This is a genomic window from Pallidibacillus pasinlerensis (genome assembly GCF_009996845.1).
GTDB classification, from domain to species: Bacteria; Bacillota; Bacilli; order Bacillales; family Caldibacillaceae; genus Pallidibacillus; species Pallidibacillus pasinlerensis.
In genome coordinates this window covers 24,390-40,021 of the sequence record NZ_JAACYS010000021.1, presented here as the reverse complement: position 1 = coordinate 40,021, position 15,632 = coordinate 24,390, and the positions used below count along the sequence as shown (strand labels likewise).

General features: G+C 36.0%; 14 protein-coding genes and 2 pseudogenes. All 16 read left to right on the top strand.

What is annotated here, in order from left to right:
- The first annotated feature begins 464 nt into the window (after positions 1 to 464).
- The 16 genes and pseudogenes from GW534_RS06545 (at position 465) to GW534_RS06470 (ending at position 15,564) form a co-directional block, all read left to right on the top strand.
- Positions 465 to 1,214 carry a DeoR/GlpR family DNA-binding transcription regulator gene (locus GW534_RS06545; RefSeq protein WP_161920250.1) on the top strand — a complete coding sequence of 250 codons (750 nt, stop codon included), beginning with the start codon at positions 465 to 467 and terminating at the stop codon, positions 1,212 to 1,214.
- Entirely contained in the window at positions 1,211 to 2,122 is a 912-nt protein-coding gene (gene pfkB / locus GW534_RS06540; RefSeq protein ID WP_161920249.1) for a 1-phosphofructokinase, read from the top strand. The genes GW534_RS06545 and pfkB overlap by 4 nt, the downstream gene beginning before the upstream one ends.
- A 16-nt stretch (positions 2,123 to 2,138) precedes the next feature.
- Entirely contained in the window at positions 2,139 to 4,028 is a 1,890-nt protein-coding gene (locus tag GW534_RS06535) for a PTS fructose transporter subunit IIABC (protein WP_161920248.1), read from the top strand.
- A 63-nt stretch (positions 4,029 to 4,091) separates the two neighbouring features.
- Positions 4,092 to 4,361 carry a phosphocarrier protein HPr gene (locus GW534_RS06530; RefSeq protein ID WP_161920247.1) on the top strand — a complete coding sequence of 90 codons (270 nt, stop codon included), beginning with the start codon at positions 4,092 to 4,094 and terminating at the stop codon, positions 4,359 to 4,361.
- A 243-nt stretch (positions 4,362 to 4,604) separates the two neighbouring features.
- Positions 4,605 to 5,354, top strand: coding sequence for a methionine ABC transporter ATP-binding protein (locus tag GW534_RS06525; protein ID WP_161920246.1), 750 nt, complete (start codon positions 4,605 to 4,607; stop codon positions 5,352 to 5,354).
- A gap of 2 nt (positions 5,355 to 5,356) precedes the next feature.
- The gene (locus GW534_RS06520) at positions 5,357 to 6,019 is read left to right on the top strand and encodes a methionine ABC transporter permease (RefSeq protein WP_161920255.1); all 663 of its coding nucleotides are present in this window, start codon (positions 5,357 to 5,359) and stop codon (positions 6,017 to 6,019) included.
- Positions 6,020 to 6,040: 21 nt separating this feature from the next.
- Positions 6,041 to 6,883, top strand: coding sequence for a MetQ/NlpA family ABC transporter substrate-binding protein (locus tag GW534_RS06515; RefSeq protein WP_161920245.1), 843 nt, complete (start codon positions 6,041 to 6,043; stop codon positions 6,881 to 6,883).
- 64 nt (positions 6,884 to 6,947) lie between these two features.
- On the top strand, positions 6,948 to 7,295 hold the full coding sequence (locus GW534_RS06510) for a hypothetical protein (protein ID WP_161920244.1): 348 nt from the start codon (positions 6,948 to 6,950) through the stop codon (positions 7,293 to 7,295).
- Between the two features lie 171 nt (positions 7,296 to 7,466).
- Positions 7,467 to 8,699: a dicarboxylate/amino acid:cation symporter gene (locus tag GW534_RS06505; protein WP_161920254.1), complete on the top strand. Its 1,233-nt coding sequence runs from the start codon at positions 7,467 to 7,469 to the stop codon at positions 8,697 to 8,699.
- Between the two features lie 134 nt (positions 8,700 to 8,833).
- Positions 8,834 to 8,965, top strand: coding sequence for a YuzL family protein (locus tag GW534_RS06500; RefSeq protein ID WP_161920243.1), 132 nt, complete (start codon positions 8,834 to 8,836; stop codon positions 8,963 to 8,965).
- 190 nt (positions 8,966 to 9,155) lie between these two features.
- Positions 9,156 to 10,269, top strand: a pseudogene (locus GW534_RS06495) (FAD-binding dehydrogenase).
- A gap of 100 nt (positions 10,270 to 10,369) precedes the next feature.
- The gene (metA, locus tag GW534_RS06490; protein WP_161920242.1) at positions 10,370 to 11,278 is read left to right on the top strand and encodes a homoserine O-acetyltransferase MetA; all 909 of its coding nucleotides are present in this window, start codon (positions 10,370 to 10,372) and stop codon (positions 11,276 to 11,278) included.
- Between the two features lie 352 nt (positions 11,279 to 11,630).
- A pseudogene (gene pepV, locus GW534_RS06485) lies at positions 11,631 to 13,040 on the top strand (dipeptidase PepV).
- A gap of 143 nt (positions 13,041 to 13,183) precedes the next feature.
- Positions 13,184 to 14,413, top strand: a complete 1,230-nt coding sequence (dpaL, locus tag GW534_RS06480; protein WP_161920241.1) for a diaminopropionate ammonia-lyase — start codon at positions 13,184 to 13,186, stop codon at positions 14,411 to 14,413.
- An 87-nt stretch (positions 14,414 to 14,500) separates the two neighbouring features.
- Positions 14,501 to 14,986: a GNAT family N-acetyltransferase gene (locus GW534_RS06475; RefSeq protein WP_407670448.1), complete on the top strand. Its 486-nt coding sequence runs from the start codon at positions 14,501 to 14,503 to the stop codon at positions 14,984 to 14,986.
- Between the two features lie 284 nt (positions 14,987 to 15,270).
- On the top strand, positions 15,271 to 15,564 hold the full coding sequence (locus GW534_RS06470) for a hypothetical protein (protein ID WP_202630845.1): 294 nt from the start codon (positions 15,271 to 15,273) through the stop codon (positions 15,562 to 15,564).
- Positions 15,565 to 15,632: the final 68 nt, after the last annotated feature.

Below are 15,632 nucleotides of genomic sequence, written 5' to 3'. Positions count from 1 at the left end.
AAACTCGTATTCCAGCCTTATAATAATAAACAAACAATTAATACGGACTCTATTTGGTCCCAGGAGCTGTTCGACCTTCCTTCACTTCTACAATAAAAAATAGTAGCACAAACCTTGGCCTAGGTCTGTACTACTAATGTTGTTATGTTTTTAATGCTCTATAGATGAAAGTCAGAGGATAAGGAGAGATTTGTCATGGAGTTAAAATAGGATATATCAATACATATGATAATCAATAACAAACTCCTGTTCCACATACCCTTGACTTCGAAATCTTTTGTTTTAGGGATTTTTTTAAAGCTGTGGGTAAAACTAGAAATAAATTGAATGGCTATAGTGGAATTTTTTGGTTGATATTGATTAATGGTGATTGAATTTGAATGTTTTTGGTTGACTTTTAATGCATACGCATGTAAAATTCAAATTGAAAGTAATATTGAAAACGTTTTATAAGAGGTGGTTATTTGTTAGAACCAGAACGTCATCAGATCATCCTTGATCTATTAAAGAAGCAAAATACCGTTAAACTTCAGGAGCTTGTTGAATTAACAAATAGTTCCGAATCGACCATTAGGCGCGATTTGAGTCAATTAGAAAAACAAAAATTATTAAAACGGGTCCATGGTGGTGCTGCAAGATTACAAAATATGCTTCAAGAACCAACGATGGTAGAAAAATCATCCAAAAACGTTCAAGAAAAAAGACTGATTGCCAAATATGCAGCAAGTTTAATTGAAGAAGGAGACTCAGTTTATATAGATGCTGGTACAACACCATTTGAAATGATTCCATTTCTACCAAGCGATATCGTTGTTGTGACTAATGGATTAATGCATGTCGAAGCCCTTTTAAGTAGAAACATAAAAACATTTTTACTCGGGGGCTATGTAAAACCTACGACAAAAGCTTTAGTCGGTCGAAGTGCTATTGAAAGTTTAAAAAATTTCCGTTTTGATAAATGCTTCATGGGGGTTAATGGTATACATCCAGATTATGGTTTTACTACGCCAGATCCGGAGGAAGCCACCGTTAAACAACTAGCTATTACGCTCACGCGCGATGTATATGTAGTTGCAGATGAATCAAAGTTTTCAGAAGTGACCTTTGCAAGAATAGCTGATTTGAAGGATGCGATGATAATAACAAATGCCATTGATAAAGAGATTCTGACACAATATGAACGTGAAACGACAATAAAGGTGGTCAGCGCATGATATATACAGTTACGTTAAATCCATCTCTCGATTACATTGTTGAATTAGATCAAGTTTCCATTGGTGAATTAAATCGGACAACGAATGAATCGAAATTTCCAGGTGGAAAAGGAATAAATGTATCACAAGTATTAAATAATTTAGATGTCAATAGTACTGCTTTAGGGTTTGTTGGTGGTTTTACAGGAAAATATATAGAGGAATTTTTACAATCTTTGGCGATAAATACTGATTTTATCAAAGTAAGTGATGACACTAGAATTAATATCAAAATTAAATCTGAAGTGGAAACGGAAATTAATGCCAAAGGTCCAAAGATAACGAAGGATAACTTTATAGCATTAAAGGAACAAGTTAAGTCGCTAACAAATGAAGATGTACTCGTTTTAGCTGGAAGTATCCCATCTGGCATGCCGAAAACGACATATGAAGAGTTAGGTGAAATTTGTCATCAAAATGGAACAAGTTTTGTTGTTGATGCGGAAGGAGAATTATTATGGAATGTCCTGCCTTACAAACCGTTTCTTATTAAACCAAATCAACATGAACTTGGTGAACTTTTTAAAACCGTTATATCATCTCCGAAAGATGCGATTCCGTATGCGCAAGAGTTATTAAAAAGAGGAGCGCAAAATGTTATTGTATCCCTTGGTGCAAATGGCGCTGTTTTCGTAAATAGTGAAATAATCTTATATTCCCCTGGATTAAATGGTGACGTGAAAAGTACTGTAGGTTCAGGAGATTCTATGGTTGCAGGATTTATTGCTGCATATCAAAAAACAAAATCCTTTGAAGAGTCATTTCGTTACAGTGTCGCTGCTGGTAGCGCAACAGCATTTTCACTGGGCTTATGCACAAAGGATAAAGTAGAAAACTTGGTTCAACAAGTGAAGATTGAGTGCTTATAGAAGGGAGCTGAGGAAGATGAGAATTACAGATTTATTAACAAAAGACACAATAAACTTATCGCTTGAAAGTACATCAAAAGCAAATGTTATCCATGAGCTTGTCGAAGTATTAGACCGTGCCGGAAAACTAACAAATTCTGACGAGTTTAAAAAAGCTATTTTAGCACGGGAAGCACAAAGTACGACAGGAATAGGTGAAGGAATAGCGATTCCTCATGCAAAAACAAATGCGGTAAAGGAGTCCGCAATCGCTTTTGGCAGATCAAATGCTGGCATTAATTATGAATCTTTAGATGGGCAACCGGCACACTTATTCTTTATGATTGCAGCAAAAGAAGATGCCAACAATACTCATTTACAAGTATTATCACGTTTATCTACCATTCTCATGAATAAAGAAATACGTAATCAGTTGTTGACTGCGGATTCAGTAGATGAAGTACTTGAGATTATTAATCAAAATGATGTTGATAACGTTAACGAATCAGACGAAGAAAGTGTTCCTCAGCAAAGCGCTGAAGATAAAAAATTTATTGTCGCTGTTACGGCTTGTCCAACAGGAATTGCCCATACGTATATGGCAGCCGATTCATTGAAGGCAAAAGCGGAAGAACTTGGTGTTGAAATTAAAGTTGAAACGAACGGAGCCAGTGGTGTTAAAAATAGACTTACACCTGAGGATATCGAACGTGCAGAAGCCGTTATTGTGGCTGCTGATAAACAAGTGGAAATGAACCGCTTTAATGGAAAGCATGTCATTGAAACGGCTGTCGCTGATGGAATTCGTATTCCAGAAAAACTAATTGAAAAGGCAGTTAAGCAGGATGCTCCGATCTATCATGCTGATAAAAATGAAACAAAAGAAAGTGAAAAAACAGAGCAAAGAGGCATAGGTGCTACAATTTACAAACATCTCATGAACGGTGTTTCCAATATGCTCCCATTTGTTGTCGGTGGTGGTATACTAATAGCCCTTGGTTTCTTATTTGGGGTAAATTCCGCTGACCCAAACGATCCTTCTTACAATGAATTTGCAGCGGCATTAAACACAATTGGTGATCAGGCTGCCTTTGGATTAATGATAGCCGTTTTAGCCGGATTCATCGCTTCGAGTATTGCTGACAGACCAGGATTTGCACCAGGTATGGTAGGGGGGATGTTAGCAACCATTGGTGAAGCAGGATTTTTAGGAGGATTAGTGGCAGGTTTCTTAGCTGGTTATCTGATGATTGGGTTGAAAAAAATACTTAGCAAGTTGCCAGCATCCATCGAAGGAATAAAGACCATTTTGCTTTATCCATTACTAGGTATTGGTTTGACCGGGTTAATTATGGTCTTTGTTGTGAATACTCCCGTTGGATTACTTAATAAAGCGATTACCGAATGGTTAACCGGTCTTGGTACAGGAAATGCAGTGTTGCTTGGTATTGTTTTAGGATTAATGATGGCTGTTGACATGGGTGGTCCAGTAAATAAAGCTGCATACGTTTTTGGTACGGGTTTAATTGCCAGTGGTGTTTATGCACCGATGGCCGCCATCATGGCTGCAGGAATGGTACCTCCTTTAGCCGTTGCGATTGCGACTACATTTTATAAAAATAAATTCTCACCGCAGGAACGAGATGCAGGTAAGGTCAACTATATTATGGGCTTATCTTTCATTACTGAAGGTGCAATACCTTTTGCAGCGGCAGATCCATTACGTGTCATTCCAACTTTAATGCTAGGTTCAGCGATTGCAGGTGGGTTATCCATGTTCTTTGACATCGGTTTACATGCTCCACATGGTGGAATATTTGTATTCCCGTTAGTTGATGGAAATGTATTATTTTACTTGCTTTCAGTCATCACCGGAGCTGTTGTTTCTGGTTTGCTACTAGGATTTATGAAAAAACCAATTCAGTAGTTTTTAATTCAATGATCTAATAATCAATCACTTATCATTCATATACAAATGGAGGAGAAATAAATGAAAGAAAAAACATTTACAATTACAGCTGAAGCAGGGTTACATGCACGCCCTTCAACTTTACTTGTCCAAGCAGTTTCACCATTTACATCTGAAGTTTTTATTGAATATCAAGAAAAGAAAGTTAATCTTAAATCGATTATGGGGCTAATGTCTCTTGGTGTTCCAAAAGGTGCTACCATTAAAATTGAAGCAAGTGGAGAAGATGAATCAGAAGTTCTGGCTGCTATTGAAAAAGTAATGCTTGAACAAGGCCTCGTGAAAAAATAAAATTTAAATGCAAATTAGACCTGAAAATCAAGGACGATGGTTCTTCTGGTTTTCAGGTCTTTTAAAAAGGAAAAAATCATATGTGACCGATGCAATTATAACGTTAAAACTGATGAGCATCTGCTAATCCATTTTATTGGATAAAATAAAACCATCATTTCACATTTTAAAAGAAATATGACATTTCAATAAATATAATTTATAATTACATTTGTTGTCCACTTTAAAAGGGAGTAGTATGAAATGATTACAATACATAACGTAAGTAAAACGTATATTCAAAATAATAAGACGTTCAAAGCTTTAGATCATATTTCCTTATCCATTAATCGTGGAGACATTTATGGAATTATTGGCCGTAGCGGTGCTGGTAAATCTACATTACTTAGGTTAATTAATCTTCTAGAGGTTCCGACAAGTGGATCTGTCATTGTAAATGGTCAAGATTTTACAAAATTGAAAGGAAAGCAATTACGTGTTGCTCGTCAGTCGATTGGAATGATTTTCCAGCAATTTAATCTAGTGTTAAATAAAACAATTCTAGACAATGTTTTAATTGCATTGGAATTAGCAAAGTATCCAAAAAGCGAAAGATATGACCGTGCAATGGAAGTATTAAATTTTGTAGGATTGAAGGAACATATATACAAGTACCCTAGTCAGTTAAGTGGCGGACAGAAACAACGGGTAGGTATTGCAAGGGCACTAGCTAATAAGCCGAAAATTTTATTATGTGATGAACCAACATCGGCCCTTGATCCCAATACGACGGCAGAAATACTTAAAGTACTTCAGTCAATTAATAAAAATTTAGGGGTTACAATTGTCATTGTTAGCCACGAAATGGACGTAATAAAAAGTATATGTAATCGAATAACGATCTTAGAGAATGGAAAAGTATATGAAACGGTTGAAATAAAACCAAAAGGGATCCATAAACACAGTCACAATCCGGATTGGTTTTTAGCCCAGTTACGAGAGGGGCGAGATTAATGATGCCAGAAGTATTAGTACAATACCAGACTGAAATATGGCAGTCAATCGGGGAAACATTTATAATGGTCGGAATTTCCATTTTGTTTGCGATATTTTTAGGATTGCCTTTAGGAACGCTCCTTTATTTAACACGAAAAGGACAATTGTTAGAAAATCAAATTCTTTTCTCTATTCTTAATCTATTTGTTAATATTGTTCGTTCATTTCCGTTTTTATTATTCGTCGTATTTCTCATTCCATTCACAAGGTGGATTGTTGGAACGGCGATTGGAACTGCCGCAGCAACGGTACCCTTAGCTATTATGGCTGTAGCCTACTACTCTAGATTAGTTGAACAGTCGTTAATCGATGTTCCTAAAGGGGTAATGGAAGCGGCATTATCATTGGGGGCTTCTGTACCTAAAATAATATTTAAATTTTTATATGTCGAAGCACGTTCAGGTTTAGTTTTAGGTTTAACAACTTCTACAATTAGTTTTATATCTTATTCAACGATCGTTGGTGTCGTAGGTGGTGGTGGAATAGGAGACTTTGCAATCCGCTACGGGTATCAGCGTTTTGAAACAGAACTTATGTTTTATATGATTGTCATTATGATTATATTAGTGCAGCTTATTCAATTTATTGGAACTACTGTGTCTAAGAAAATTGATATGCGATAAATTTTAGGAGGTATTTACATAATGAAAAAATTATTCATCACGGTAGCAGCAATGGTATTTTTATTAGTTGGATGTGGAAAAGCAGGCAATGACTCTGCCGAAAATACGAATGAAGGTACAGATACAAGTACTGAACAGCAAACAGTAAAAGTAGCTACTGCAAGTTCAATTGAAATTGTTACTGAAATTATGGGAATTGCTGAAGATTTATTAGCAGAAGAAGGAATTAAGGTAGAAAATGTTGTAGTAAGTGATAACATTCAACCAAATACAGCATTAGCTAGCGAAGAAGTGGATGCAAACTTCTTCCAACATGCACTTTGGATGCAAGCTTTTAATGATAATAATGATAGTAACTTAGTAGTTGTTGAACCAGTTTACCATGCAGCGATGGGACTATATTCAAAAGAATATAAAACAATAGACGAGCTCCCAGAAGGTGCAACAATTGCGGTGCCAAATGACCCAACAAACTTAGGTCGTGCACTGGCATTCCTTGAGGCTGAAGGTGTTATTCAATTAAAAGAAGGAACAGGGATTTACGGAACAGTACAAGATATTGAAGAAAATCCAAAAAATTATAAGTTTGAAGAAGTTGACTTATTAATGTTAGCAAGAATGTATGATGATGTAGATGCTTCTGTAATGTATCCATCATATGCAATGCCGTTAAACTTAACGCCAAGTAAAGATGCTTTATTAGTAGAAGATCCTATTGATGATTTTGCTATTTCTTTAGTTGCAAGAGAAGATAATGCGGATTCTGAACTAATTCAAAAACTAGCTGAAGCAATTACAAGTCCAGAAGTGAAAAAATACTTAGAAGAAAATTATCCAGAATCAGCCGCTCCAGCTTTTGAATAAAAGAACAAATAAAAAATATTATATGTCCGGGGTGTATGGACCAACATACGCTCCGGCATTTTTTATGTTTTCAAATGAAAGGGTTGTGAATTTTCCTTTTATTCCAATTTATATTACAAATCGCTATGATTCAATTTTAAACGGAGAATGTCATTTAGTAATGGAAAATTTCAGTAAAGATGAAGTCCAGTTTACTGTTGAGTTTTATGACAGATATGATAAAGAAATGTTTGAACTAATGAATGAGTATGGTCCATATACAGTTACCCTTCAAGGGAAATCGGAAAAGACGGTTTGGATCGAAACGAAAATGGACGTGTCAAATTTGGAAGAAGTGATTGCACATGGGAGTGCGAGTGGGTTTAATATTATTATTAAATCCGGTGAAAAAAGCCGGTATTTAGGTGGTTAATTACCAACGATTCGATAGTGTAGACCTTAAGGACCTGAACAGACAATTTTATTGTTTTGTTCAGGTCCTTTTTATGGACGAAAAAACAAAAAAGATTTTATGAAAATATGAATGCTTTTAGAACATCATGAATATGTTTGTAACAAATATGTAATAGGAGGTGAAGGTGGAATGTCACTGACGAAAAGGATTTTGTTAGGGATGTTATTTGGGATTATCGTCGGGCTTATTTTTAATTTAGCACTGTCCAATATTTTTGACACATTCCATACGTATATTTTAAATCCTTTAGGTACAATCTTTATTAGCTTAATTAAAATGCTTGTTGTACCAATCGTTCTCGTTTCACTTATTTTAGGTACGGCAGGAATAAGTGATCCTGTTAAATTAGGTCGCATCGGATTGAAAGCGATTTCATTTTTCTTGGTAACAACTTCATTAGCTATAACCCTCGCTTTAATTACAGCATTAATTGTTAAACCTGGTTCAAGTAACTTTTCTATGGAGGGACAAAATTTTGAACCAAATGAGGCACCACCAGTAATAGATACATTACTCAACATCATTCCAACAAATGCTATAGATGCCATGGTTTCAGAAAATATGCTACAAATCATTGTGTTTGCAATCTTTGTAGGTTTTGCTCTAGCGAGACTAGGTACCAAGGTAGAAGGATTAGTAAAGTTAGTTGAACAAGCAAATGATGTCCTCATGTATTTAGTTAATGTCGTTATGAAGTTCGCTCCATACGGTGCCTTTGCTTTAATTGCAACAGCAATTGGTGGTCAAGGTTTCGATGCGATTATGGCAATGGGTAAATATTTCTTTGTCGTACTATTCGTATTACTACTTCATCTAATCCTCGTATATGGTTCGGCTATAAAAGTTTTAGGAAAAATGAATCCTATTAAATTTATTAAAGGTTTTTCCCCTGCAATGATAGTTGCCTTTAGTACCTCAAGTAGTGGTGCCACATTACCAGTATCAATGGAAACTGCACAGAAGAATCTAGGTGTTTCAAAAACAGTTAGTGGATTTGTCCAACCATTAGGTACGACAATTAATATGGATGGAACAGCGATCATGCAGGGTGTGGCTACGGTGTTTATCGCTCAAGTTGTCGGGGGCGATCTAACGCTAGGTCAATTATTGACTGTTTTATTAACTGCAACATTAGCAAGTATTGGTACCGCAGGTGTCCCTGGTGTTGGAATCATAATGTTGTCGATGGTATTAACATCTGTCGGCTTACCTGTTGAAGCAATCGCATTAATTCTTGGTGTTGACCGATTACTTGATATGTGTCGTACGGCGATGAATATTACAGGAGATGCAGTTTGTGCAGTTTATGTTGAACGTACAGAAGGGAAACAGAATGATAACGATATAGAAACGGTAAGTTAATGCTGGAAAAGAGTTTAAAATACACCCGAGTGTATAAAAAAACGTATGCTCCGGTGTATTTTGTTTATTATATTTTAACATACATATTATAGAGAGCTAATTTTAAGGAATACTAACGTTTGGAGGTGAATTGAATGTCGAAACGAAAAGCAGATCCATCGACAATCGGTTTAAGTTCCCATGAAACAGAGGGTCAAGGAACAACGAATCGGGAAACTGGAAAACGTAAAATGGATTCATCAAGGAAGAAGCAAAAGGAAGTATAAAAAAATCTATTTATAAAGTTGTAGGACTCGGATTTCAGTAAAATGTAATCCGAGTTTTTGTTTTAGTAAAAATTGACTGCATTATATGCGGAAATATATACTGAATATAAAAATATTTTAGAGAATTAGAGCGCTAAAACATAACCTTTTTATATTTGAGAAAAGGGTTGCTATTAAGGGGGGACTTTTAATGCACTACGATTGTATTGTTGTTGGTGCAGGTCTAGCAGGTCTTACGGCAACAGTTGAAATGGCAAACGCAGGTAAAAAAGTATTACTACTTGATCAGGAGCCTGAGCAATCAATGGGAGGACAAGCAAGGTGGTCCTTTGGGGGATTATTTTTAGTAGATTCTCCTGAACAGCGAAGAATGGGGATAAAAGATTCACGGGAGCTTGCATGGCAAGACTGGTTAGGAACGTCAGGGTTTGACCGAGAAGATGAAGATTATTGGGGGAGGAAATGGGCAGAAGCGTATGTGGATTTTGCTGCAGGTGAGAAACGGGCCTGGTTAAAGAACCTTGGAATAAAGTTTTTCCCCGTTGTTGGTTGGCTGAACGAGGGGGATATTTAGCGGATGGTCATGGCAATTCAGTTCCACGTTTTCATATTGTTTGGGAAACAGGTCCCGCACTTGTCGAGCCCTTTGCACAAAGAGTAAAAGAACATATGAAAAACGGTCTAGTAACTTTTTTACCGAGACATCGTGTAGATGAATTGCTCACAAAAAATGGTACTGTTGTTGGGGTGTCTGGTTCAATTTTAAAAGAATCCAAGATTGAACGCGGTCAAGATAGTAACCGAGAAGTTGTTGGGGAATTTGAATATTATGGAGATACGATTCTAGTTTCTAGTGGCGGTATCGGGGCCAATTTCGAATTAATAAGAAAAAATTGGCCAAAAAGATTAGGTAACCCACCGAAGCATATGCTTTCCGGAGTGCCGAAACATGTAGATGGTAGAATGCTAGCGATTACAAAAAATAGGGGGAAGAATTGTGAATCGGGATCGGATGTGGCATTACACGGAAGGAGTTAAAAACTGGAATCCGATTTGGTCCCATCACGGTATTCGTATTTTACCTGGACCGTCATCCCTCTGGTGGATTGCAAACGGATCTTTCAAGCCGAGTTTTAAATGAAAATGGTGAACCAATTCCAGGATTATTTGCGGCTGGAGAGGTCGCAGGATTTGGTGGTGGTGGTGTTCATGGTTATCGCTCCCTTGAAGGTACATTTTTAGGAAACTGTTTATTTACCGGACGTGTGGCGGGACGCGCAATTGTTGAACTTTTAAAAGCTTAAAATTACTAGAAATAATATTCTGAATTAATATTATTGTAAATTTTTTAACAAAGCATATATAATAAGGGAAACACCAAAATTGCAATGGGAGAGAAGCTCAATGCCAATTAATATACCGAAGAATTTGCCTGCTGGGGGAATTTTAAGAGAAGAAAGAGTATTTGTTATGGATGAGGACCGTGCGCTTACACAAGACATCAGACCATTAAATATCGTTATTTTAAATTTAATGCCACAAAAAGAAACAACGGAATTACAATTACTACGTTTACTAGGTAATACTCCAATTCAAGTGAATATTACTTTGTTACGAACAGTTACCCATGAATCAAAAAATACGAGCAAATATCATTTAGAACATTTTTATACGACTTTTTCAAAAATTAAACATCGTCGCTTTGATGGAATGATAATAACTGGTGCTCCGGTTGAAAAGTTGGAGTTTGAAGAAGTTGATTATTGGGAAGAGTTAAAGGAAATTATGGAATGGTCAAAAACTCATGTTACTTCAACAATGCATATTTGTTGGGGCGCCCAGGCTGCGTTGTATTATCATTATGGAATTCAAAAATTTGAGTTACCTGCTAAATGTTTTGGGGTGTTCCAACATAATGTTTTTGACCAAATGGAAAAACTTGTTCGGGGTTTTGATGAAATTTTTAATGCACCTCACTCAAGGTACACTGATGTTTCCAGGGAAGCGATTGAAAATCATCCAGAATTAAAGCTTCTATCCGTTTCAGAAGAAGGTGCTCCGTTTATCATCATGTCTAAAGATGGGAAAAATATAATGATGACAGGACATTTAGAATATGATGCAACAACCCTATTAGATGAATATGTAAGGGATCAAAAGAAGGGGTTAGGTACGGCAATACCAAAAAATTATTTTCCGAATGATAATGTAAATAAACGCCCACTACATACATGGCGTTCCCACGGATATTTATTATTTTCTAACTGGTTGAACTACTATGTATATCAAGAAACGCCGTACGAATGGGATTAAAGGCTAAACAATTGCAGTTCAGCTTTTTTTATTTTGATTGGGAATTTTTTTGGATTCGCACAAAATATCGGAATTTCGCATGAATTTTGCTCGTTTCGCACATTTTTCACGTAGATTCGCACAAAAAACTCAATTTCCGTACAAAACTCCAGATTATAGGTGCATATTTAAAATAAAAATCTATAAAATTAGCATATTTTAAAGGAAATAACCAAAATTCATTTTTAAAAAAGAAAGATTTTCTCAAAAAACAATGAAATTTTATATCTTTATCTCCCAAGAATGCATTCCTTTTTATAAAAAATGGTAATATTAATAGGTACATGCGAATCTAGAAAGGAGTACATCAAACATGACTGAAATTCATTGGATGGACGAAGTATTAAAGCGTAAAGACGATTTTATTAAAGACTTACAAGGTCTTTTACAAATTAAAAGTGTTCTTGATGAAGAAAATGCAACGGAAGACGCGCCGCTAGGTCCTGGAATACAAGAAGCATTACAATTTCTATTACATTTAGGTGAAAAAGACGGCTTTCAAACGAAAAATGTCGGCAACTTGGCAGGTCACCTCGAAATGGGTGAAGGTTCCGAACTTGTCGGAGTTCTCGGCCATATTGACGTTGTACCAGAAGGAGACGGCTGGAGTGTGGATCCTTATAGTGGAGTTGTTAAGGACGGAAAGATTTATGCCCGTGGTGCCAGCGATGACAAAGGTCCAACAATGGCAGCCTATTATGCAATGAAAATTGTGAAAGAATTAGGACTTCCGCTTAATAAAAGAGTCCGCCTCATTATCGGTACGGATGAAGAAAGTGATTGGCGCTGTGTTGACCATTACTTTAAACATGAAGAAATGCCGACATTAGGTTTTGTTCCTGACGCCGACTTCCCGATTATTTTTGCGGAAAAGGGAATTTCTGACTTTGATATTGTGTAAAAGCCAGAAAACAGCGAGGGAGACGCACCAGTTCAATTGTTATCCTTCCAATCCGGCCTTCGCTATAACATGGTTCCTGATTTCGCCGAAGCCCATTTAACGGTTCAAAACGATGCAGATAAAATTGCCGAAAATTATGAAGCATATCTTGCAAATAAAGGTTTAGAAGGAAAAGTTACAAAACAAGAGGGCAAGCTCGTTCTAACACTTGTCGGTATGAGTGCCCATGGTGCCGAACCACGGAACGGGAAAAATGCCGGTATTTTCCTAGCCCAGTTTTTAAAAGATGTAGAACTAGATGTAGCGGGTAAAAAATATATTGAAACAATCGCTCAATTTTACAATAAAGATCGTGGCGAAGTGTTTGATATTGTTTTTGAAGATGAAGACTCCGGTGAATTGACGATTAATGTCGGTGTCATGAGTTATACGAAGGATAAAGGTGGTAGAATCGGTTGCAATATGCGCTACCCAGTGACATTTAATATAGATTTAGGTAAAAGAAGAATTGAAGCGAAGTTGAAAGAATCTGATTTGCAGCTTGAAAACTTCACTGATTCGAAACCGACATATGTGAAAAAAGATGATCCGCTCATTAAAACTTTACAAAAGGTTTATGAAGAACATACGGGAGAAAAGGCGGAATTACTAGCCATCGGTGGCGGTACATATGCTAGAGCATTAGAACATGGCGTTGCCTTTGGTGCCCTTTTCCCAGGAAGAGAAGATGTAATGCATCAAAAGGATGAATATGCCTATGTTGATGATTTATTAAAAGCAACAGCGATATATGCACAAGCCATTTATGAATTGGCAAAATAAAATCATACAAGTTGTTTTTGTAAAAAGTACGAATATAAAAAAAAGCAATTGGTGTATTTTGTCGCCAATTGCTTTTTTAAAAGGTAAGAAAGAATACAACATGATTTACATTATAAATGTAGTAAAAAAAGTGGGGGATGGAGATGGGTAATTCAAGAGTAATGAAATACATAGTGAACGAAAATGCAAGAAAAATAGAGTATAAGAAAGCTTCAACATCATTTATGGATCACGAAGTCGTTCAAAGGGTTAGAGAGTTTCATAAAAGTTTTCCACAATATAAAGAAACACCACTTCACCATTTAAAAGATTTAGCAAACCAATTTGGTGTAAAAAATATTTGGTTAAAAGATGAGTCATATCGCTTCGGTTTGAACGCTTTTAAAGTACTTGGTGGATCTTACGCCGTTGGAAAATATTTAGCAGAAAAATTAAATGTTGATATTTCTGAACTATCCTTTGAAAAATTAAGGAGTAAGGAAATTAAAGAAAAGCTCGGTGACATTACATTTGTTACAGCGACTGACGGTAACCATGGACGGGGAATAGCTTGGGCAGCCAACGAATTAGGTCAAAGATCCGTCGTTTATATGCCAAAAGGGTCTTCTGAAGTTCGCTTAAATAATATAAAAAAAGCAGGTGCAGAAGCATATATTACCGATTTAAACTATGATGATACGGTTCGTTTAGCAAAACAAAAGGCGGAAGAAAATGGCTGGGTATTAGTACAAGATACAGCTTGGGATGGGTATGAAAAAATCCCTAATTGGATTATGCAAGGTTATGCCACACTTATTGATGAGGCAATGGAACAAATTGTTGAAACAGGTTCAAGTCGTCCAACCCATGTATTCTTACAGTCTGGGGTCGGTTCGTTTCCAGCTAGTATTCAAAGTTACTTTGTTGAAAAGTTTGGTGATAACAGGCCGCTAACCGTTATTGTTGAACCATATAATGCGAATTGCTTCTATAAATCTATGAAGATGAATGATGGAAACCCACACGCCGTAAAAGGGGATTTACAAACAATTATGGCAGGCTTAGCCTGTGGGGAGCCGAGTAAAACAGCATGGAATGTATTAAAAGATTATGCAGATGTATTTATCTCTTCACCTGATTATGTAGCTGCAAGAGGGATGCGAATATTAGCTAATCCAATCGGTAATGATCCTCGAATTATATCCGGTGAATCCGGTGGCGGGATTGGCATTGGCATCGTAAGTTTGTTAACGGAAAATCATACATTGGCACAAATAAAAGAGGCGTTACAAATCAATGCTGATTCGGAAATTTTAGTCATAAGTACTGAAGGGGATACTGACCCGGAGCACTACCGAAAAATTGTTTGGGACGGTGCATATTCATCACTTTAAATAAGTAAAGCAATGTAACGAAAATCGTTTATAATAGAAAACATATTTTATATTAAATGAGGTGTGGATATGATTATTGAAACGAAAATAGAAGATTTCTGTCTACGATTTGCTAAAGAACAAGATATTTCACTTATTTTCCAATTTATAAAAGAACTTGCCATTTATGAAAAAATGTTAGATGAAGTTGTTGCAACGGAAGAAATTTTATACGAATCCCTTTTTGAGAAAAAAGTAGCTGAAGTCATTATTGCGGAATATAAAGAAGAACCTGTCGGCTTTGCGTTATTTTTCCATAATTTTTCCACCTTTGTCGGACGACCTGGCTTATATTTAGAAGATTTATATATAAAACCAGAGATGCGTGGGAAAGGATTCGGAAAAACAATTCTCGCCTACTTAGCCCATCTGGCAGTTGAAAGAAACTGTGGACGTATGGAATGGTCATGCCTTGACTGGAATGAACCGTCGATAAAATTTTACAAAGCAATGGGTGCAGTCCCGATGAATGAATGGACCGTTTATCGCTTGCATGACCAAACATTAGAAAACTTAGCAAAACAGTTTAAATAAGTTTATTTTTTGGATAAAAAACCTCAGTTTAATTGCTTTTGACGATTAATCTGAGGTTTTTCTTTTTTCCTATACATTAAAGAACTTTCTAATCAAATTCTCATTTTCCTCTCAATGTATTTTAACAATGTAAATTAATTATTAAATTAACGTAAACAAAAGGAGAACAATGGAAAGGATGAGACAAGTGGCGATAGAAATATTTAGCCGTAGGGAGAAAAAATATTTAATTACGAAACAACAATATGATATGGTTGTTGAACAAATGTCTCCTTATAAGCGCTTTGATAAATTTCTTATACAAATACGACTATGCAAAAGGTAAAGATACACAAATTTTAAAAATTACAGTTCCTGAGAATTTAATTTACGACGAGTTATTCGATGATATTTTTGAAAATTATACAGAACGTCATGAGTTACGAAAAGTAGAAACGACAAATCTTGGTACAATGATTTTATATACTTTTGCTATCAGTACAAAACCGGAAATAAAAAAACAAGACTTACTAAACCGAATTCGTGAACGTAATGCCAATTTAAAAGTTTCTTTATCCTACTTAGAAGGAGAAGAATAATATGTATCTCTTTGTGTCCGCTAAAAAGTCACTAAGGGATTTTCTTATAATAGAAAAATTTAATTAGA

Bases quoted from the DNA above. Each gene is read 5' to 3' on its own strand.
- GW534_RS06505 (WP_161920254.1), top strand. From the start codon at position 7,467: ATGTCACTGACGAAAAGGATTTTGTTAGGGATGTTATTTGGGATTATC.
- GW534_RS06525 (WP_161920246.1), top strand. From the start codon at position 4,605: ATGATTACAATACATAACGTAAGTAAAACGTATATTCAAAATAATAAG.
- GW534_RS06530 (WP_161920247.1), top strand. From the start codon at position 4,092: ATGAAAGAAAAAACATTTACAATTACAGCTGAAGCAGGGTTACATGCA.
- GW534_RS06520 (WP_161920255.1), top strand. From the start codon at position 5,357: ATGCCAGAAGTATTAGTACAATACCAGACTGAAATATGGCAGTCAATC.
- GW534_RS06500 (WP_161920243.1), top strand. From the start codon at position 8,834: ATGTCGAAACGAAAAGCAGATCCATCGACAATCGGTTTAAGTTCCCAT.
- metA (WP_161920242.1), top strand. From the start codon at position 10,370: ATGCCAATTAATATACCGAAGAATTTGCCTGCTGGGGGAATTTTAAGA.
- GW534_RS06535 (WP_161920248.1), top strand. From the start codon at position 2,139: ATGAGAATTACAGATTTATTAACAAAAGACACAATAAACTTATCGCTT.
- dpaL (WP_161920241.1), top strand. From the start codon at position 13,184: ATGGGTAATTCAAGAGTAATGAAATACATAGTGAACGAAAATGCAAGA.
- pfkB (WP_161920249.1), top strand. From the start codon at position 1,211: ATGATATATACAGTTACGTTAAATCCATCTCTCGATTACATTGTTGAA.
- GW534_RS06510 (WP_161920244.1), top strand. From the start codon at position 6,948: ATGTTTTCAAATGAAAGGGTTGTGAATTTTCCTTTTATTCCAATTTAT.
- GW534_RS06515 (WP_161920245.1), top strand. From the start codon at position 6,041: ATGAAAAAATTATTCATCACGGTAGCAGCAATGGTATTTTTATTAGTT.